Below are 19,860 nucleotides of genomic sequence, written 5' to 3'. Positions count from 1 at the left end.
CTACCTCTTTAATCAAGTTTTTGTCTTAAAAGCAGAATAGCTTCTAATACACTGCCCCCCAGAGCTCTAGCTTTGTCAGAAATAGTGAAGCAGTATTCCTTTATTCCACGCGGGTCAATATCACCTATCTTTAATCCTGCTGTTACTTCCATTCCATCCATTATGAGCCCGCGCAGAACGCCATCAATAGTCGCTACAACCGGTTTTCCTTCTACATAACTTATAGTCTGTCCTTTTTTCACTTTTTCCCCTATATCTACCAGATTATGTATTGCTCCATCAGCGGGGGCATACAAAACCCTTTCCCGGGCATATCCCATAACTTCCCCCGGAATACCGGTATTTTCCTCGGCATACCCCTCAAAAATAAGCCTCCCCAGATTATGCCCCCTTTTAGTCTCTATTACCACATCCACATCTATTCCTGCCTTAAAACCTGGCCCCAGCGCAATAGTGACAGGTGCCATCTTTCTATAGGTACCTAAATTTTTTTTGGCCAGAATAGCATCTACCAGTATTCCGGGTTTTATGAAGTCCAATATTTTAGCTTGCGGGTCAACTAAAACCGGTATCCATCCCTTTTCCCATATATTATATATATCTTCTTTTCTTTCCGCTTTTACCGCCTTGACTCCTTCTACTGTATATTCCTTTTCAAAAACAGCTGAAGCAAAAGCTACTGTCCTTCTTATTACCAGGGGTTTTTCAATCTCCAGCATTAAAACCCTAAAACCAGAACGGTATAAACGGTGGGCAACACCGGTTGCCAAATCCCCAGCTCCCCTTATAACCACTGTATTATTGGCTATTTTTAACAATATGATCCATCTCCCGTTCTGTAAAATATTTTTTCCACTCATCCGGAGTATCTATGTCTATACCTCTAAAAACTTCTTTTATATGAACCTTTTTTACCCGAAAAGGATTTTTTCTTATTATGCTGCGTCCTCCCTCATCTCCTGTAATCTCTAAAAGTTCAGCCTTAAGAGAAGATGAGAAAATGGTAGGCATCCCAGGTTGGCCATCATAAAAAGGTACTATTACAGGAAAGGTGGAATTTTTAAAAACCTTTAACAGTTTATTTATAAGTTTTCTGTCAATAAAAGGCATATCCCCGGGCAAAAACATATATCCATTCATTTCAGGCAAGCATGTTTTTATCCCTATCTGCACAGAAGCACTTTGCCCTTTGACCGCATCAGGATTAAAAACCGTCTTTACCCCGTATTTTTCGCCTATTTTTTGTATTACTGGATTTTGATATACAAGTATTACCTCATCCAAATCAGAAGCGGCTGCTTCTTTTACAACCTTTTCTACCAGCAGCAAACCTTCATCTAATTTTAAAAGCAGCTTGTCCTGCCCCATGCGTCTGGAAAAACCGGCTGCCATAATAATACCGGCTATTTTTTGCCTTAGAGGATAGGAATAGAATTTTCCCTCTTTAATACTTCCAGCTATAAAACCATCCAGATAAAAATCTGCCTTCTCCAGCATAGCCAGCAGAAGAAATGCTGCTTTTTTAAGCGGTTCTCCTTCTAACTGGTTTAGAAATAGATATTTTTCAGAATCAGGAGGCACATTTTTAAAGAGTCCCTGTGGAGACGTTACCAGCCTAAAAATTTGTTCCAAATTTACTACACTGTTATCTCCGCAGATTTTTTTAAAAATCTCTGCTCTAAATACTTCAGTATCAACATTTTTGTTTAATACACTCAAGCCTATAACCCCTACTGTTTTAGTAGTAGATGATGGTATAACCGGTTCATGGACAGCTGGGGCTTTGATGGATTTTTGTTTGGATCCATCCGCTTCTACCAATATGTAATCGAAACATCCGGAAGTAAAAATACTATCAAGCCAGAAAGGATCTATTCCCTTAAGCTTTTCTCCTTCCTCAAGCAGCTCTTTTCCCAGTACCGTTATACTGCCAGGTACGGGGTTAAAAATATCATGTTGCGGCTTACTTTTTATTACAAGTTCATCAAAATCACCTTTTTCGGGCACAAAAATCCTGGTAGTAGTGGTAACCAGCACTTTTTTGCCCCTGGCTTTAAGTTCATGTGCCAACCTAAAAATGGAGGAGGTTTTCCCTCCTCCCCCTACAAAACTTATTAGTTCTTTTTTATCATCATTCAGATTAAAATAATCTGCAAACATTTTATCCCTGCTTTCCAAAAGGGCATACCGGATAACGGCAGTCTTTACATCCTAAACACAGTCCACCATGAGCCAGCCTGGTAAGATCAGACCTTTGCAACTTTTCTCCTGTAAGTATACGGGGCAGTACCAGATCTAATACGGTTATCCTGTAAAACATGCCGCAGGCAGGTACTCCCAGCACAGGTACATCACCTTTATAAGCCAGCATGAACATAGCGCCTGGCAGTACAGGGGAACCATAAGTTATCACTTCATCTGCTACTTCTCTTATAGCCGTGGGAGTTACATCATCAGCATCTACTGACATGCCTCCGGAAGTCATAATCAAGTCTGCGCCTCTGTCTATTAAATCTTCAATTTCTTTTTTAATCATTTCTACATTGTCTGGAGCATAACGGACAGCCAGGAGGCTGGAACCATAGTTTTTTACCTTATCAGCTAAAACCGGGCCAAATTTGTCTTCTATTCTCCCTTCATATACTTCCGTACCGGTAACTACTATGCCAATTTTCAAGGGTTTCAGCTCTTCTACCCATATAAGTGGGAAATCCGAGGCACAGTACCTTTCTACCTGTTCAATCTTTTCTTTTTCAATTATCAAAGGGATTACCCGGGTACCTGCTACTATCTGTCCTTCCTTTACCGGAGTATTATTATGGAGGGTAGCCAAAATTACCATCTCTACTTTATTTACTTCTTCCAGAACCTTAAGGTTAATTTTCAGCAATCCTTCCCTTGCTGCGATAAAATTTATCTTCCCTTCTGCAGGTTCTGATAAGGTTATATTTTTGCCGGCGGCCGCATGGGCTATTCTTTCCGCTGCTTCATTTTCATGCAGCATAGAAGAATTCATTTCCAATATAAAAATATGGTTTTTTCCCATGCTTTTCAAAAGAGGCAGGTCTTCTTCTTTTATAACATGCCCTTTTTTAAAAGCAGGCCCTTTATACTCACCAGGCACTATACGGGTAAGGTCATGTGCCAGTACCATGCCTATAGCATCTTCTACCCTTACTTTTTTCACACTGCATCTCCTCTATATTAAAATTAGGCCCCTTTTTGTTCTTTTTCTTTTATAGCCTTGAGAAGTTTCATGGGGGTTACCGGAATTTCTGTCATCCTTACCCCTACTGCATCGTAAATAGCATTTAGTATAGCAGGACCTACTGAAATCATTACCGGTTCGCCGATACCTTTAGCTCCATAAGGAGCTGTACTTTCCGGATCTTCTACAATTATGTTCTGGATCTCCGGCATATCCATTGCAGTAGGAATAATATAGCTGGAAAGCTTGTTATTCCATATCTTGCCGTTTTCCAGGCCTAAATCTTCATATAAAACATAACCCATAGCCATGGCAAATCCGCCGTCCATTTGTCCTTCAATCATCTTGGGGTTAATAGCCCTGCCTACATCCTGAGCATGAGCAGCTTTTATTATTTCTACCTGACCAGTTTCGGTATCCACCTCTACCTCCACCGCGCATGCGCTGAAGGTATAAGGCCAGTAAGGGGCTCCCTGTCCAGTCTCTGGGTCAATCTGTACCGTCTGGGCAGTAAAAGTAGCAAAAGTGCGCAGCGGTTCAGGCTGCATAGCTGCAATCTGTGCAAAAGTAATATACTTGCTGGGCAAAATCTTTAAATATATTTTACCATCTTTCATCTCTAATCCTATATCGCTGTTTAAGCCCAATTCTTTAACCGCAATATTAATAAGCTCTTTTTTGAGTTCTTCTGCAGCCATTTTTATAGCATTGCCTGTATTGTAAGTCTGTCTGGTGGCAGCTGCTGTACCTGCATCAGGAGTAATACTGGTATCTTCATTTATGAAAATTATATCTTCAACACCAAGGCCCAAAACTTCAGCAGGTATCTGGCTTAGTGCCGTTTTAGCCCCCTGTCCTACTTCGGTAGCCCCAGTATATATAGCAACCTTTCCATCTGGCTGCAATTCAGCATAAGCTCTTGAAACATCGGGGAAGCCGTTACCATATCCAGTTCCGTAAAAAATACATGCTATTCCTTTACCTCTTTTTTTCACTTTTTTTACCCCCTTTTAAGCCATTCCTACGGCTTCAGCTGCTTTTTTGATACATTCAATTAATGGCACACTTTCCGTTAAAATCTGTCCATTAGCCGTTTCTGAGCCTTTGGTAAAGGCATTTTTAAGCCTTATCTCTACCGGGCTTATGCCCAGCTTTTCAGCCAGCATATCCATCTGCTGTTCAGTAGCGATAGGCACCTGGGTAGCTCCAAAACCGCGCATGGCTCCGCAGAATGGATTATTGGTATATACTGCATAGGCATCTACTTTCACATTTGGTATTACATAAGGACCTGTTACATGAATACCTGATTTACGGGTTACATTTATAGCCCAGGAAGCATAAGCGCCAGTATCAGCAATTATTTCAGCTTCTAAGGCCAAAAGCTTACCTTCCTTATCTGCACCAGTTTTAATTTTTATTATTTCCGGATGCCTTTTGGAATGAGCCAGGAAAGATTCTTCCCGGGAGTACACTGTTTTTACCGGCTTTCCGGTAGCTACTGCAGCTATCGCCAGATGTATCTGCAGCGTAATATCTTCCCTTCCGCCAAAAGCTCCTCCAACTGCAGGGTTTATAACCTTGACCTTTTCCGCTGGCACTCCCATGGCTTCAGCAATTTCCAGCTGGTCAAAATGCGGATACTGGGTAGCTGCACACACTACAATAGTACCATCTTCTTCTACATAAGCTACTCCTGCTTCTGGCTGTAAAAAGGCATGGTCTACCATGGAAGTCCGGTATATATTTTCTACAATAACATCAGATTTGGCAAACCCTTCCTCGACATTTCCCTTTCTGAGCTTATAGTGATAAAGTATATTGCTTACTCCATCATGAACCTTAATTTCATCTTTCATAGCCTCTACCGGATCAAAAACAGCTGGCAGTTCCTCATACTTCACTTCAATGGCCTCCAGAGCCTTTTGCGCAATCTTTTCAGAGGTAGCAACTACAAAAGCCAGAGGATCTCCTATCCTCCTCACTTTTTTGGCACAAAAAACTTCATGATCCTTGAATAAAACCCCATGTACATTATGTCCAGGGACATCTTTAGCCGTGAATATCTTTACTACCCCGTCAATCTTTTCTGCCTTGCTGGTATCAAGGGTAAAGTAAGCATGAGGAACAGTGGAACGCAGAGTTTTTCCATACAGCATACCATCCATATATATATCCTGGGGATAAATAGCTTTTCCTGTTACCTTTGATAATCCATCTACCCTTATTACACTTTTGCCTATAACGTTAAAACTCATCCCTAGTTTCCTCCTTTATTGAGGTATTCCGCTGCTTTTTTTATACTGCTTACAATTTTGGCATAACCGGTGCAGCGGCACAGATTGCCGGATATCCCTTCCTTAATTTCTTCATCAGTCGGGTTGGGATTCTTATCCAGAATTGCTTTAGCGGCCAGTACCATGGCAGGGGTGCAAAAACCGCACTGTACAGCTCCTTCTTCCAGAAAGGCCTGTTGTATCGGATGCAAGGTACCATCTTCATTTTGTAATCCTTCTATAGTTATTATTTCCTTCCCCTCAGCCTGGAAAGCCATAACCAGACAGGAAGTCACCAGCTTACCGTCCATTATAACTGAACAGGCACCACATTCCCCTTCTGAACATCCTTCCTTCACACCGGTAAAACCAAGTTTATCCCGCAAGAGATCTAAAAGCCTCATATCTTCTTCTACTTCTACCTGATAAAGCTTTCCGTTAACAGTAAGACTTATACTTTTCATCCTTTTTCACCTCTAAAATTTATTTTGTTCTCTGTACTGCTTTATTCAAAGCTTCTTTAAATACGCCTTTTATTGCATAAGGTTTAAAATCTTTTTCCACCGGAGGACGGGTAGCCAGCCTTTCCTCCAAAACCTTGCCAAAAACCTCAGCTGCTTCTTCTATGACTTCATCATTAAGTCTCTTGCCTTTCAGAAACTCCTCTACTTCTTTTTCCCTTATCGGGAATTTGGATAAAGCCCCGCTTCCGATGCGTATATTTTTTATTACACTATTTTCATCCAGTTCAATAAAAACTGCTACTGATATTGTGGAAATAGCAAGTGCTTTTCTAAGTCCAAGTTTCACAAATCCTAGTCCCTGTCCACGTTTAGGCTTCAAAAATTTAACCGCATACAATATTTCATCCGGTTGTAATTTTACTTTTCCCCGGTCAATATATATATCTTCCAAAGGCATTTCACGGGTATCCTTTTTATTCTTTATAATGGCAACTGCGTCTAATGCTAAGAGAGCAGGCACCGTGTCAGCAGCTGGTGACGCATTGCATATATTGCCTCCTACAGTTCCCAGGTTTCTTATTTGGGGAGAACCTACATGGCCAGCTGCTTCTTTCAATCCTTTAAACTGTTCGCCTATCAGGGGGCTGTTTTTTATAGTGACAAAACGGGTAGCAGCCCCTATTTCAATAAAATCCCCGTTTTCTCTAATAAAAGAAAGTTCAGGAACATCCGAGATATCTACCAGAACTTCCGGATTAACCTTTTTTTCACGCAGCTGGATTACCAGGTCGGTTCCTCCAGCAATAACCTTGGCTCTTTCCTTTTTCTCATCCAGTACAGTCAGAGCTTGTTCCAGGCTTCCTGCTTTAATAACTTCCTTAAGTTCCATAAAAACCTCCCTTTCTATAATGCAAAACCCCAGGAAAATTTAATCTTAGTTTTAACTTTTAAAATAAAATTTATAAAATCTCCATTAACATAACTTTTGCAATTTTTATGCCAAAAATTTATATATTTTCGTTGTTCTTTCCGGCTAAATTTTTTTATAAAACAAGCACTATTTTTGACATTTATCCATTTAAGCATTTATAAGCCCCAATAAAAAATCGGATATTTTTTCCCGCAAGAAAAAATATCCGATTCATCTCAAACATATATAAATAACTTAATTTTATTTTTATTATAACTGTTTATAAAGTTTTGCGCAGGCTTTATAAATCATTTTTTATAATCTGGCCACTCCTGTTTTTATGGCTGCATTCCCTACCGCCTCAGCAATAACCTGGACAACCCGACGGTCAAAAGCATCCGGGATTATATTTTCTTCGTGCAGTTCTTCTTCCCTGATTATTCCAGCAATAGCATGAGCAGCGGCTACTTTCATTTCCTCATTTATTACTCTGGCTCTTACATCCAGAGCCCCTCTAAATATGCCAGGGAAAGCCAGCACATTATTTATCTGGTTTGGAAAATCTGAACGCCCGGTGGCCACTATCCTGGCTCCTGCTTCTTTGGCCAGCTGCGGCATAATTTCAGGTACCGGATTAGCCATGGCAAAAACTATCGCATCTTTGTTCATGGATTTTATCATCTCTTTATCTACTACTCCGGGAACTGAAACCCCTATAAATACATCTGCTCCCTTAAGAGCGTCCCGCAGGGTTCCCTTTCGTTTTTCTGGATTAGTTAAAGAGGCTAACTCCTGTTTCTGATGGGTTAACCTGTCATCTCCTTCCCATAAAATCCCTATTTCATCACATACTAATATTTCTCCCACTCCCATGTTCAAAAGCATTTTGGTAATAGCAGTACCGGCTGCTCCCGGTCCATTAACCACCACTTTAACCCCGTCTATATTTTTCCCTACTACTTTTAGAGCATTTAAAAGTCCTGCGGCAGTAACTACAGCTGTACCGTGCTGGTCATCATGAAAAACCGGAATATCAAGCTCTTCTATAAGCCTTTTTTCAATCTCAAAACATCTGGGAGCAGATATATCTTCCAGGTTTATGCCTCCAAAGGTGGGAGCCAGATATTTTACCACCTTTATGATTTCCTCAACATCCTGGGTAGCCAGACATATCGGAAAAGCATCAATACCGGCAAACTCTTTAAAAAGAATGGCCTTTCCTTCCATAACCGGCATAGCTGCTTCCGGTCCAATATTTCCAAGCCCTAAAACAGCAGAGCCATCAGTTACTACTGCCACCAGATTGCCTTTAGCTGTATACTTATAAACTTTTTCCCTGCAGGCATGAATTCTTTTGCAAGGTTCAGCTACTCCTGGAGTGTAGACTATGCTCAAATCATCCCTGTCTTTTATGTCAATCTTGCTTTTTACCTCAATTTTTCCGCGGTAAACGGCATGTAATTCCAGGGATTTTTCATTTAAATCCACTTTTCTCATCTCCTGACCATTTTTATTAATAGCTTTTTATAAACTTGCATATTTATTAACTTATAGCAAAAAAAAATTAATTGCAACCTGAAATTATTCAGGAAATTTTAAGACATAATCCACTTTATAATTCATTTCCTTATTTTGTTTTTTCTACATTTTTTATGTATTAAATCTTTTAAAATACTAATAAAAATGAATTTAAGCATAATTTTTTTAAAAAAGGGGGTAGGACTTATGCAGGCAGCTGTCCGCAACCAGCTGAAAGGACGCATTTGAGAAATCAAGGCGGATGGTGTTATGGCCCAGGTAACTATGTGAATGGGCGACATCGAAATCGCGTCCGTGATGACGCGGGAATCTCTTGAAGAATCAGGTTTTAAACAGGGCGATGAAGTTACAGCACTTATAAAAGCGGTAAATGTTGTTTTTATTAAAGAAACATAATAATATTAATGTGATAGAAGGCCTCTTTAAATGAGGTCTTCTTTATTTAATATATTTTTAAAAGGGGGAAAAAGTTTTGTTAAACCTTTGTATACTTGATGCTGACACCTTGGGCTCTGATGTCGATTTGTCCATCTTTGAACAGTTCGGGAACCTTACCGTCTATCCTCAAACTTCACCTGATGAGGTAATAGAAAGAATCATGGAACAGGATATAATCATAACTAATAAAGTAATCCTGAATGAAAAAAATCTTTCCCATGCTCCACGGGTAAGATTAATATGCATAACCGCTACGGGAACCAACAATGTAGATTTATCATATACCAAAAGCCGCAATATAACAGTAACCAATGTAGCCGGCTACTCAACTTACAGTGTGGTGCAGCATACCTTCGGCATGTTGTTTTACCTTATGGAATCTCTTAACTATTATGACTATTATGTTAAGTCCGGTCTTTATGCGAAGAGCCACATTTTTACCCATCTTGAAAAACCTTTTTATGAGATTAGGCATAAAACCTGGGGAATAATCGGCCTGGGGACTATAGGTTCGGAAGTAGCCAGAATCGCCACTGCTTTTGGCTGCGGGGTAATTTATTATTCCACCTCCGGACAAAACAACAATCCTTCTTATCCCCGCGTCGATCTGGAACAGCTGCTTAAAGACGCAGACATAATTTCCATTCATTGCCCTTTAAATGAGAAAACCAGAAATCTTATAACCTATAAAGAAATAGCCAAGATGAAAAAAACTGCCTATCTCTTAAACCTGGGACGCGGGGGAATAATAAATGAAGCTGATTTAGCCAGAGCCCTGGATGAAGACTTAATTGCCGGAGCTGCTCTGGATGTTCTGGAAAAAGAACCTATAGAAAGCGATAATCCACTTCTAAAAATAAAAAATAGCCACAAGCTCTTCATTACGCCTCATATAGCCTGGAGCAGCCGGGAAGCGCGTGCCAAATTGGTCGAGGAAGTTAAACTTAATATCGAAGCTTATCTAAAAGGTATTCCGCGCAATATTGTTTAGAATTCATAAAAATAAAACCCTCCTTTTTAAAGGAGAGTTAGAGGAAGGATATGCGATTAGGCACTCGGCTTTTTTAAAAAGCCCTGGTGCTCAGTTTTAGCTGTTTAATAAGCAGGAATAGGTATGTCTTACATAATAAAATTAATTATAACCCCAAATAATATATTTAATTATTTATACTCATGTTTAATATATATTAAACTATGATAGCCTGTAAGTCAAGCTTTTTTAAAGCCACATCTGGCAGTAATCCTCTCCTGCCTTTTCAGCGTATTCCCTTATATCTTTCTCAGCGGGCAAAACAAGCTCTTCAAAATCGACTCCATAGTAACATTTGGGGCAAACCAGGCGGTAGCCAGCAAAAAATTCTCCTTCTCCATTTATATGAGCGAGCAAAACCTGGATAAGTACGGGACAGGTTTCATCCCTTATAGAATAGCGGCCTGCAGTAGCCAATGACCAGTTATATTCATTTGATTCCCGGTTGCAGTAAGGACATTTTATCATAAGCCTGGCAGGTTCTTTCAGCAAAATAACCACCCTAAAAAATTTATTTTCGTATAATATTATAATATAATATATAATAAAATAAAATACTCTCTTAAATCTATCAAAAAGGGAGAAAAAAGGTATGCGCAAAGATGAAAAAGCCGAGCTTATGATTTACTGTATGAAATGCGGCAACTATGCTAATGAATACAACTGGACTCTGGCTACCGCTGCCAGGTTTTCCTCTACTCCTAATCAGACTCCTACCCTCATAAACCTGCTTTTAAAACTGGCTGAAGGTGAAAAAGTAGATGCTGCCGGTTTATGGCTGGTATGTCCGCGGTGCAATGAAAAAGTAAAACTCGCCCATATACCAGTTCCGCCTCTGGAAGAACTAAAGGCTTATGCAGAAAAAGTGGGCGAGCAATACTGTACATATAAGTTTTAATAACCGATATTTTCCTTGACTATAGCTTCCATAAGGGCATACTGGGAAATTATCTGTACTGCTTCATCATTATTCAATGCCTTTTTTATATATATAGTTTCAAAATGGCTAAGATCAACTTCCCTTATTAAGTCATATTTTTTGCGGTTATTATCCAGTAAAAGCTTAACGCGGGGTTTAGAAAAGTTATTCTCGTTTTGGCCAGTTATTACAGCTATATCTCCTGTACTTAAAACTACCAGGGTTCCGACCGGATAAGGGACTATATGTTCAGCAAGCAGATCAAGGTATTCCTTGTTTATTTTGCTTCCGCATTCCTGATACAGGATTTCTAAAGCTTCTTTGTTGGCATATCCCATGCGATAGGGACGGTCAGACACCAGAGCATCGAATATGTCTGCGACCGCAGTTATCTGGGCAAATTCATGTATCTTATCTCCTCTTAATCCCTGCGGATAACCGCTGCCGCTTAAATGTTCATGATGCTGCAGGGCAACATGAGCCGAAAGCAGGGATACCTCACCGGAATTTTTTATAATATTAAAACCTTCTAAGGGATGTTTTTTTATAATTTCCCACTCAAAATCATCCAGAGGGCCGCATTTGTTAAGCACCTTCTGGGGAACGGTTATCTTACCTATGTCGTGGAGTATGGCCCCTATGCCCAGATTTCTCAGCTTATCGCGGTTATAGCCTTTGCGGATGCCGATTATAAGTGACAGTATACATACACTTACACTGTGCTGGTAGGTGTAGGAATCATAATCCCTTATGTCTTCCAGGCTCACAGGCAAATTTTTATTTTGTAAAAGTTCATCAATTATATTGTCAATCTGGGTTCGTATGGCCTTTAAGTTCAGGCGCCTATTAGCCAGCAGGGATTTAAAGGTACTGTTTAAAATCCGGCTGGCTTCCAGTATAGTTTCTTCAGATACTGCTCCCTGGGGCACCTCAATTCCCAGCGCATCCTTCACATAAACTGCCACTATCCCCTTTTCTTTTATCCGTTTTATATAGTATTCATTCAAAACCTGTCCGGCAGTTAAAAGAACCCGGTTATGGTCAGGTTCAATAATAGACCTCGCCAGCACCATGCCTGGCATTAAATGAGAAGTAGGTATTTTTATCATAAATCTCCCCTGCTTGCGGCTATTTTTCTATAATATATGGCAATATTTTCTAATTTTCCTCTTTATAAATCAACAATCGACACCTAGAATCATACCATAAAAGTAATTTTCATCCAACACCTGAAAATATTTTTTTATAAATTATTAATATTAAGAATTGATTTTACCAAATTTATTTTGGCAAAATCTCCTTCAGTAGGAACAAATAACGCACTTTCTTTCCCCAGGATCTTATCGGTTATTTCTTCCACTCTCCAGCCAGCTTTATATAAAGCCCAAACCTGCTCCTTAAGATTTTCAAAATATTCAATTTTGCGCTTCAAGGCCTCCCTGGCATCATTTACTACCAGGCCAGAACCGCAAAAAATGGTAGTAAAATTATATTCGGCAAGCTCATAAAGCGAAGCCAGCAATTGATGGAAATTTTCATCACTGCGCAGGGTTTTGACTTCTTCCCGTATAAAAATATCCCCACTAAAAAGCCAGCCCTGTTCCTCTTCCAGAAGGCATATATGGTCATCACTGTGTCCTGGCGTGTAAATAACCTTGAACTCATGGCGGGGAGTTTTTACTGTTTCTCCTATAGGCCTGGCTTCAGAAGCAGGGGGAACTCCCCAGGCAATATGCTGGTAATTCTTCAGCCTTCCTATCCAGATTTCCGGCCTTTTTATGCGTTCGACTGCCTCAGGATGAGCTAAAGCCTCTTTTATCCCCCATTTCTGCTGAAAAACCAGGTTGTTTCCGATATGGTCTTCATGATGGTGGGTATTTACCAGGGTATGAATTTTTAACCCTTTAAAAGCCTTTTCCACTTCATCCCCTACATGGAAAGGTCCTGTATCAATCAAAAGCCCATCTACATAATAGCAGGCTGTAATATAAATTGGCTTCTCTCCCCACACCCTTCCCATTTTAAACTGTATAACCGGCGTAAAATCTACCCTTTCTATCATTTTCCATCCCCCCACCTTTATATTAAACCATTGTATTGCCAATATCTATAATATTTTCCGCTTTTTTGCTTACAGGATTATAAACAAACAATACAGGCGTTAAAACTTCTCCCTGTTTTTTATTTATAACCTTAGCCGGCAAATATTCCAGATGCACATAGCGTCTTATTTCCCGGGGGGATTTGCCACTCCAGTTTGGCAGATACCTGTTAATAAACTGGCTGTCTTTTATAAGACGGTATAAAAATTCACCGGTTTCTTCCGGATTATAGCTTGTAAAACCAGAAGGTAAAATATGGGCTTGATTATTTACCAGATAGTCATACTTTAAAATCTCAACTGCCCATTTATGACGGAAAGGCAAACACTCAGCAATAAAATCTTTCAGTATGTGGTAAAGGGTTTCTTTTTTATGCGCCATGTGGAAATATCCTCTTTTTTCCCAGTATAGTGCGAAATCTTCAAAAAAGGAAAAAGCATCGTTTTGGTATACTTCCTCATTAATATACCGTAAAGTATTTTTAAAACTTCCTGAGTTATAATAAAGCTCCAGCAGCTCTTCTATCTGTTTTAGCCTAACTATTTCACTATAAGAGATATATTTGTTTTCCAGAACCTGATAAGGAGGACGACTGGTAAATTTATAGCCGTGTTCAGCACCTTCTTCCCGTATTCTGGAGCCTTTAAGCAGTTTAAGAAACCCCAGCTGCATAACATCAGGATAGAGATTATAGACTTCATTAAAAGAATATTCAAAAAGCCTGTAATCCTCAAAAGGCAAGCCGGCAATCAAGTCCAGATGAATATGCAGGTTGCCATAACGGATAAGCTTCTCTATTTTCATCTTAAGAAGATGCCAGTCGCTTGGACGGTTAACTGCCTTGAGCACCTTGCTGTTAACTGACTGTACGCCTATTTCAAAATCAAACATACCCGGAGGGATAGTCTTCAAAAAACTCATCATCTCCTCGGAAAGCAGTTCAGCTCCTATTTCGAAATGGAAACGGGTATCCTTATTATTGTGGACTATAAATTCCATTATTTCACGCGCTCTTTTCTCATTACAGTTAAAAGTTCTGTCTACAAACTTTACTTCTTTTACCCTGTTTTCCATAAAAAGCAGCAAATCTTTTTTTACTCTTTCCAAAGAAAAATACCTTACCCCTTTTATGGTGGAAGAAAGACAATAACTGCAGTTAAAAGGACAGCCCCGGGAAGTTTCATAGTATATGATTTTGTTTTTATAGTATGAATTAAGGTTTTCCTCAGTATAAGGGCTGGGGATTATATCAAGATCTTGTATCAATTCCTGGTCAGGATTTTCATAAACCTCACCCCGCCAGCGATAAGCAATGCCTTTTATTTTTTGCAAATCTTTTTGATAATAGAGGGCATAAAGAACTTCCTTTAAGGCGATTTCCCCTTCTCCCCTGATGATAATATCTATATCTTCATGTTTCGAAAGAAGCTGTCCTGCATCATAAGAAACTTCCGGGCCTCCCAGAAGGATAACCGTAGAAGGGGAAATTTTTTTAAAATCGGCAGCCAGCTGCAGTATATATTCAATATTCCATATATAACAGGAAAAAGCCAGAACATCCGGCTTTTTGCTAAACAAATCCATCATTATTTTTTCCAGGTCTTCATTTATGGAATATTCTTTCATTTCTGTGACAAATGGTCCGTCGGCACAGTAACTCTTAAGATAGGCCAAGGCCAGAGAAGAATGTATATATTTGGCATTGAGAGTTGATAAAACTACTTTCATATGCATTAGCTCCTATCTATTCTTCACCTACAATCCTGACTTCTACCTCTAAGTCCAGGTTATATGCTTCCCTGACTTTTGTCTTTATATAATCTATCAGCTTTAAAACATCTTCACAGGTAGCTCCCCCGGTATTAACAATAAATCCGGCATGTTTATCAGAAACTTCTGCCCCGCCTACTCTATATCCCTTAAGCCCTAATTTTTCCAGCATGGGGCCTACATAATAACCTTCCGGCCTTTTAAAAATACTCCCGGCACTTGGAAGCTCAAGAGGCTGTTTTTCTCTCCTTTTTTTCCCTAATTTCTGCATACGGGATAGTATTTCGCTCTGGTTGCCTTTTTTAAGTTTCATCCTGGCTCCCAGTATAATGCAGCCATTTTCTTGAAAGATGCTGTAGCGGTACCCCCACTTCATATCCTGTTCATAGAATGTTTTAAAAATTCCTTTCTCATCTACCGCATATACTTCTTTTACCACATCTTTTATTTCTCCTCCGTAAGCACCGGCATTCATAAAGATAGCCCCGCCCAAACTTCCGGGAATTCCTTCTGCAAACTCGAGGCCGCTCAAGCTGTTTTGTGCTGCCTTTTTAGATAAAGCAGAAAGCCTCACTCCCGCTTCTGCATATATTTCTTCTCCCTTAACTTCTATATGGTTAAGACAGTTGCCCAGTTTAATCACAATGCCTCTTATCCCTTTATCGCGCACCAGAATATTGCTGCCTAAACCTAATATAAAGAATGGTATGTTTTTCGCCCTGGCAAACGACAGGACTTTTTTTATGTCTTCTACCGATTCCGGCATCACCATGACGTCCGCCGGTCCTCCAATCTTAAAGCTGGTATGGTTGCACAGAGGTTCGTTAAATTTTACATTTTCAGGCGGCAGAATATCTAAAATCTCCTCATACATATATTTCGACTCCTTATACCCTTAATCATAATTTAATTTTATTTTATATTTAAAACTATTATGCTTGGTATAAGCGAAAAATCCTGCTTACTAGATTATACCTTATTAACAGGATCTTAACAAAGTCCACGCCCAATTATGATATAATTAGCATTAAAAATTCTGCAATTAAAATTCTGGAGAGTGAGAAGATGGACAGGAAAAAAATCCAGGAAGAACTGCTGAAACAGCTGGGTAAAGAAAAAGTTCTTACTCAGGAACTTGACCTTATGTATTACTCGTATGACAGTTCTTTTTTAACCAAACTCAAACCGGTCCCCCCTTTGGCGGTAGTCCTTCCCAAATCTACGGAAGATGTGCAGAAAGTTATGCGCTTTGCCTATGAAAACGGTATAAATGTTATTCCCCGGGGAGCAGGCACCGGTGAAACTGGAGGATGTGTAGCTATAAATGATGGTATAGTTCTTGATTTATCCACTTTTGACGAAATCGTAGAGATAGATGTAAGCAATATGCAGGTTATTGTAAGACCCGGCATTGTTCACGCCCAGCTTAATAAAGAGCTTGCCAAATATAATCTGTTTTTTCCGCCGGACCCCGGCAGCAGCCAGATGTGCACGGTAGGAGGCATGGTTGCCAATAATGCCAGTGGTTTAAGAGCAGTCAAATATGGATGTACGGAACAATATGTATTGGGTTTGGAAGTAGTCCTGCCTAATGGTGATGTGATTACTACCGGAGGCTTAAAATCAAAGGCTATAAAAAATGTTTCCGGCCTTAATCTTACCAAACTTATGGTAGGCTCAGAAGGTATTCTGGGAGTAATAACCAAAATACGGCTCCGCTGCTGGCCCAAGCCTAAAGCCAGAGGTATTGCCATGGCTGTTTTTGATCATCTTGATGATGCGCCAGCTACTGTTTTGGAAGTCTATCAGGCGGGAATAATGCCTTCCGGCATTGAAATCCTCGACAGTTCAGCTATTGAAGCTGTAAATCAATTTAAGCCTGAAATTAATCTTCCCCAGGCAGAAGCCATACTCCTTTTTGAAGTTGACGGCAACCCTCCCAGTGTAGAATACGAAGGCCAAACCATTAAAGAAATTGCAAGCAGAAGGGCTCGTCTGGTAGAATGGGCTACTGATCCCAAACGTATGGCAGAATTGTGGGAAGGAAGAAGTGTCACCGCAGCAGCTGCTGCCAGGGTAAGGCCTGACGGCAGCCGTATATTTGCAGGTGAAGATATAAGTGTTCCCCTTTCCAAAGTCGCTGATACCCTGCGAGCTATTCGCAGATTAGGTGATAAATACGGCATCAAGGTGGTAAATTACGGGCATATCGGAGATGGCAATGTACATTCTGCACCGGTGATTAATCCGGAAAATCCTGAAGAAGTGGAAAAAGTAAAACAGCTGGTACATGAAATCCATCTGCTGGCTATTGAAATGGAAGGGACTACTACCGGCGAACATGGGGTAGGAGTAGTAAGAAGGGAATACGCTGAGCTTGAGCACGGACTGGCCCATAAATACATGCAGGAGATAAAAAAAGTGTTTGACCCCAAAGGCATAATGAATCCCGGCAAACTCATTTAAAACCGAAAGGAAGAGATATAGATGGACTTCAGAAACCTTCCTCCTGTCAAAGAACAGATTATGAAATGTGTGCGCTGTGGCAAATGCCGCAGTGTATGCCCTGTTTTTGCTGAAATACGCACGGAAATAGCTGCTCCGCGCGGACATGTATTTATGGTGCAAATGCTACGGGATGGAGTAGTCCCTCCCAGTGAAGAAGTGTATGAGCGTCTGGCCAACTGTCTTATGTGCGAAACCTGCAGCACAAATTGCCCTTCCGGTATCGATATTCATGAACTAAATGCAGCTGCCCGCTCTTATATCTATGAAAATAACCCTCGCCTTGGGAAAGAACTTATTTTTGACACTTTATGGACCAGGCCAGGCCTTCTAAAAGCTTCTACCAAATTAATGTGGGGAGCTCAAAAAGCCGGTTTGCAGAATATGGCCCGCCGCCTGGGACTTACCCGTTTTCTGCCCGGAGACCTTAAAAAAGCGGAAGAAATTTTATCTGAGGTACCTTCCCGTTCAGCCCGCAGTATTTTAAAAACTAAAAATCCTGCCCAGGGAGAAAAAAAACTTACTGTAGGTTACTTTTTGGGCTGCGGAACTGATCTTTTAAATCCGCAGGTAGCTATAGCAACTGTAGATGTCCTTACCCGGAGCGGATGTGAAGTAATCATACCACCTGAGACCAGATGCTGTGGACTTCCCCACCTGGCAAATGGTAAACTGGAAACAGCGCGGTTGCTTGCTGTACATAATATAAAAATATTTAACGCTTATGATTTCGATTATATAATTACCGACTGTGCTTCCTGTTCTGCCGCCTTGTCTCATAAAAATCTGGAATTCCTTCTGGATGGGCTTAAAATAGAAGATGAAGCGAAAATCTTTGCCCAAAAGGTAATAGATTTAAACAAATTTCTGATAGAGGTAATTGATATAAAAATTCCGGAAAATGTCAAAACTAAAAAAATAAAAGTAACCTATCATGATCCCTGCCATTTAGCAAATGCGCAGGGCATAAAAAAAGAACCCCGGGAACTTATAAAGCGTGTTCCTGGTATCCAGTTTATCGAAATGTCCGAAGCTAACCGCTGCTGTGGAGGGTCAGGAACTTATGCCCTTACCCATTATGATCTATCCATGAAGATTTTAGATAAAAAGATGGACAGCATAATGGAAACCGGAGCTGAAAAAATTGCCACTTCCTGCCCCAGCTGTATAATGCAGATAAGCTACGGCACCAGAAGACATCATTTTAACAGTGAAGTTGTACATCCTGTAGAATTGGTAAGCCAAGCTTATGCGAAAAAACCAGCACCCAGATAAAGGAGGAAAAATGCATACCAGACGCATAAAATACATTTTCAAAAAAATCCGGGATGCCAATCTCAAATACAACCTTATTGAAACTGGGGATATAGTAGCGGTAGGGATGTCAGGGGGAAAAGACAGCCTTACCCTGCTTTATTTTTTAACCCTTTTACAGAAATATACTCCTTTAGAATTTCAGCTTAAACCTATATATATAGATTTAGGTTTTGACAATGATATAACCCCTCTGGAAAAATTTTGCGAGGAGCTTACTTTGCCCCTTCTCGTTGAAACTACCAATATTGGGAAAATAGTCTTTGAAATGCGTAAGGAAAGCAATCCCTGTTCCTTATGTGCTAACTTAAGAAGAGGGGCTTTAAACAGAATAGCCAAGCTCAACGGCTGTAACAAGGTAGCCCTTGGCCATCACCTGGATGACGTGGTTGTTACCCTGTTTATGTCCATGCTCTATGAAAGCCGCTATCATCTTTTTAAGCCAAAAACTTATCTTGACCGTATAGATATAACCGCTATTCGCCCCTTGATATATGTAGAAGAAAAAGAGATTAAGCTTATATGTGAACAGCTAGGTTTTGCTCCTGTAGAAAACAGGTGTCCAGCTAATGGCAAAACTAAGCGTCATGAAATAAAAGATCTGGTAGAGATGATAGAACAAAAATTTCCAGGTGCCAAAGCCAAGATTTTAGCCAGTATTGAAAATGTGGACAAAGATAGTTTATGGATTTATTAAAACGAACATCTGTTTTTTTATCCTATTATATGTTATAATTTAGTCAAAATTCCTCTGGAGGTAATTTAATGGGAAAAAGAGACGGCTTGACTAAAAGGCAGGAAGCTATTCTGGAATATATAAAAGAAAAAATCAGGACTACCGGTTATCCTCCCTCTATAAGGGAAATAGCCGAGGCAGTCGGTTTAAAATCCAGCTCTACCGTGCATGCCCACCTTCTGCAGCTGGAGGAAAAAGGATATTTAAAGCGTGATGCTACCAAAACGCGGGCTATAATACCAGTTGATATGGATATGCCTCAGCCGGTTACGGAAGTAATTTCTCTCCCCCTTATAGGAGCTGTAGCTGCTGGCACCCCTATACTGGCAGAACAAAATATTGAAGACTACCTGCCAGTCCCAGCCAGCTTTATAGGAACTGGTACCCACTTTATACTAAAAGTGCGCGGGGATAGTATGATAGAAGCTGGTATTATGGACGGAGACTATCTTATCGTAAGACAGCAGTCTAGTGCTGCCAATGGTGAAATAGTAGTAGCTATGCTGGAAAATGAGGCAACAGTAAAGAGAATATTTATAAGAGATAATTACATAGAACTCAGGCCGGAAAATAGTGCGCTTGAGCCTATCATTGCCCAGAATGTGCAAATTATAGGCAAAGTTACCGGGCTTTTAAGAAAAATGTAAAA

Annotated in this window: 20 protein-coding genes; 7 read left to right on the top strand and 13 right to left on the bottom strand. The window is 40.2% G+C overall.

Annotation, left to right across the window (positions count from 1 at the left end; translation table 11 throughout):
• Positions 1-8: 8 nt before the first annotated feature.
• The 8 genes from yqeB to ACZ42E_RS05200 form a co-directional block, all read right to left on the bottom strand.
• Positions 9-818, bottom strand: coding sequence for a selenium-dependent molybdenum cofactor biosynthesis protein YqeB (gene yqeB, locus ACZ42E_RS05235; protein ID WP_464893395.1), 810 nt, complete (start codon positions 816-818; stop codon positions 9-11).
• Positions 799-2,160: a selenium cofactor biosynthesis protein YqeC gene (gene yqeC / locus ACZ42E_RS05230; protein ID WP_464893394.1), complete on the bottom strand. Its 1,362-nt coding sequence runs from the start codon at positions 2,158-2,160 to the stop codon at positions 799-801. The genes yqeB and yqeC overlap by 20 nt, the downstream gene beginning before the upstream one ends.
• Position 2,161: 1 nt before the next feature.
• Positions 2,162-3,187: a molybdopterin-binding protein gene (locus tag ACZ42E_RS05225; protein ID WP_464893393.1), complete on the bottom strand. Its 1,026-nt coding sequence runs from the start codon at positions 3,185-3,187 to the stop codon at positions 2,162-2,164.
• Between the two features lie 23 nt (positions 3,188-3,210).
• Complete coding sequence (locus tag ACZ42E_RS05220) at positions 3,211-4,203, bottom strand: xanthine dehydrogenase family protein molybdopterin-binding subunit (RefSeq protein WP_464893392.1); 993 nt, start codon at positions 4,201-4,203, stop codon at positions 3,211-3,213.
• Positions 4,204-4,218: 15 nt separating this feature from the next.
• Positions 4,219-5,466 carry a xanthine dehydrogenase family protein molybdopterin-binding subunit gene (locus ACZ42E_RS05215; protein WP_464893391.1) on the bottom strand — a complete coding sequence of 416 codons (1,248 nt, stop codon included), beginning with the start codon at positions 5,464-5,466 and terminating at the stop codon, positions 4,219-4,221.
• Between the two features lie 2 nt (positions 5,467-5,468).
• Complete coding sequence (locus ACZ42E_RS05210) at positions 5,469-5,948, bottom strand: (2Fe-2S)-binding protein (RefSeq protein ID WP_464893390.1); 480 nt, start codon at positions 5,946-5,948, stop codon at positions 5,469-5,471.
• Between the two features lie 19 nt (positions 5,949-5,967).
• On the bottom strand, positions 5,968-6,837 hold the full coding sequence (locus ACZ42E_RS05205) for an FAD binding domain-containing protein (protein ID WP_464893389.1): 870 nt from the start codon (positions 6,835-6,837) through the stop codon (positions 5,968-5,970).
• A gap of 336 nt (positions 6,838-7,173) precedes the next feature.
• Complete coding sequence (locus tag ACZ42E_RS05200) at positions 7,174-8,355, bottom strand: NAD(P)-dependent malic enzyme (RefSeq protein ID WP_464893388.1); 1,182 nt, start codon at positions 8,353-8,355, stop codon at positions 7,174-7,176.
• 312 nt (positions 8,356-8,667) lie between these two features.
• Here ACZ42E_RS05200 and ACZ42E_RS05195 point away from each other — a divergent pair, with 312 nt between their 5' ends.
• The gene (locus ACZ42E_RS05195) at positions 8,668-8,793 is read left to right on the top strand and encodes a TOBE domain-containing protein (RefSeq protein WP_464893387.1); all 126 of its coding nucleotides are present in this window, start codon (positions 8,668-8,670) and stop codon (positions 8,791-8,793) included.
• A 76-nt stretch (positions 8,794-8,869) separates the two neighbouring features.
• Entirely contained in the window at positions 8,870-9,826 is a 957-nt protein-coding gene (locus ACZ42E_RS05190; RefSeq protein ID WP_464893386.1) for a D-2-hydroxyacid dehydrogenase, read from the top strand.
• Between the two features lie 228 nt (positions 9,827-10,054).
• On the opposite strand, the gene ACZ42E_RS05185 is transcribed toward ACZ42E_RS05190, so the two are convergent.
• A complete protein-coding gene (locus tag ACZ42E_RS05185; protein WP_464893385.1) occupies positions 10,055-10,357 on the bottom strand; it encodes a hypothetical protein in 303 nt (100 codons plus the stop codon).
• Positions 10,358-10,457: 100 nt separating this feature from the next.
• Here ACZ42E_RS05185 and ACZ42E_RS05180 point away from each other — a divergent pair, with 100 nt between their 5' ends.
• Complete coding sequence (locus tag ACZ42E_RS05180; RefSeq protein ID WP_464893384.1) at positions 10,458-10,763, top strand: hypothetical protein; 306 nt, start codon at positions 10,458-10,460, stop codon at positions 10,761-10,763.
• Here the strand turns inward: ACZ42E_RS05180 and ACZ42E_RS05175 are convergent.
• From ACZ42E_RS05175 to murB, 4 genes are all read right to left on the bottom strand, one after another.
• Positions 10,760-11,893 carry an HD-GYP domain-containing protein gene (locus ACZ42E_RS05175; RefSeq protein ID WP_464893383.1) on the bottom strand — a complete coding sequence of 378 codons (1,134 nt, stop codon included), beginning with the start codon at positions 11,891-11,893 and terminating at the stop codon, positions 10,760-10,762. The two genes, ACZ42E_RS05180 and ACZ42E_RS05175, sit on opposite strands and share 4 nt — an antisense overlap.
• A 134-nt stretch (positions 11,894-12,027) precedes the next feature.
• The gene (locus tag ACZ42E_RS05170; protein ID WP_464893382.1) at positions 12,028-12,846 is read right to left on the bottom strand and encodes an MBL fold metallo-hydrolase; all 819 of its coding nucleotides are present in this window, start codon (positions 12,844-12,846) and stop codon (positions 12,028-12,030) included.
• A gap of 22 nt (positions 12,847-12,868) precedes the next feature.
• Complete coding sequence (locus tag ACZ42E_RS05165) at positions 12,869-14,614, bottom strand: B12-binding domain-containing radical SAM protein (protein WP_464893381.1); 1,746 nt, start codon at positions 14,612-14,614, stop codon at positions 12,869-12,871.
• A 16-nt stretch (positions 14,615-14,630) separates the two neighbouring features.
• The gene (gene murB, locus ACZ42E_RS05160; RefSeq protein ID WP_464893380.1) at positions 14,631-15,530 is read right to left on the bottom strand and encodes a UDP-N-acetylmuramate dehydrogenase; all 900 of its coding nucleotides are present in this window, start codon (positions 15,528-15,530) and stop codon (positions 14,631-14,633) included.
• 191 nt (positions 15,531-15,721) lie between these two features.
• Between murB and ACZ42E_RS05155 the strand changes: the two genes are divergently transcribed.
• The 4 genes from ACZ42E_RS05155 to lexA all read left to right on the top strand — a co-directional run bounded on the left by ACZ42E_RS05155 (position 15,722) and on the right by lexA (position 19,858).
• Positions 15,722-17,122, top strand: a complete 1,401-nt coding sequence (locus tag ACZ42E_RS05155) for an FAD-binding oxidoreductase (protein ID WP_464893379.1) — start codon at positions 15,722-15,724, stop codon at positions 17,120-17,122.
• Between the two features lie 21 nt (positions 17,123-17,143).
• Entirely contained in the window at positions 17,144-18,436 is a 1,293-nt protein-coding gene (locus tag ACZ42E_RS05150; protein WP_464893378.1) for a (Fe-S)-binding protein, read from the top strand.
• Between the two features lie 10 nt (positions 18,437-18,446).
• Positions 18,447-19,172 (top strand): tRNA 2-thiocytidine biosynthesis TtcA family protein, encoded by a 726-nt coding sequence (locus ACZ42E_RS05145; RefSeq protein ID WP_464893377.1) that lies wholly within the window; start codon positions 18,447-18,449, stop codon positions 19,170-19,172.
• 68 nt (positions 19,173-19,240) lie between these two features.
• Positions 19,241-19,858, top strand: a complete 618-nt coding sequence (gene lexA / locus ACZ42E_RS05140) for a transcriptional repressor LexA (protein WP_464893376.1) — start codon at positions 19,241-19,243, stop codon at positions 19,856-19,858.
• Positions 19,859-19,860: the final 2 nt, after the last annotated feature.

It is taken from the genome of Thermosyntropha tengcongensis (assembly GCF_055381335.1).
This window is presented reverse-complemented; position numbering and strand designations above follow the sequence as displayed.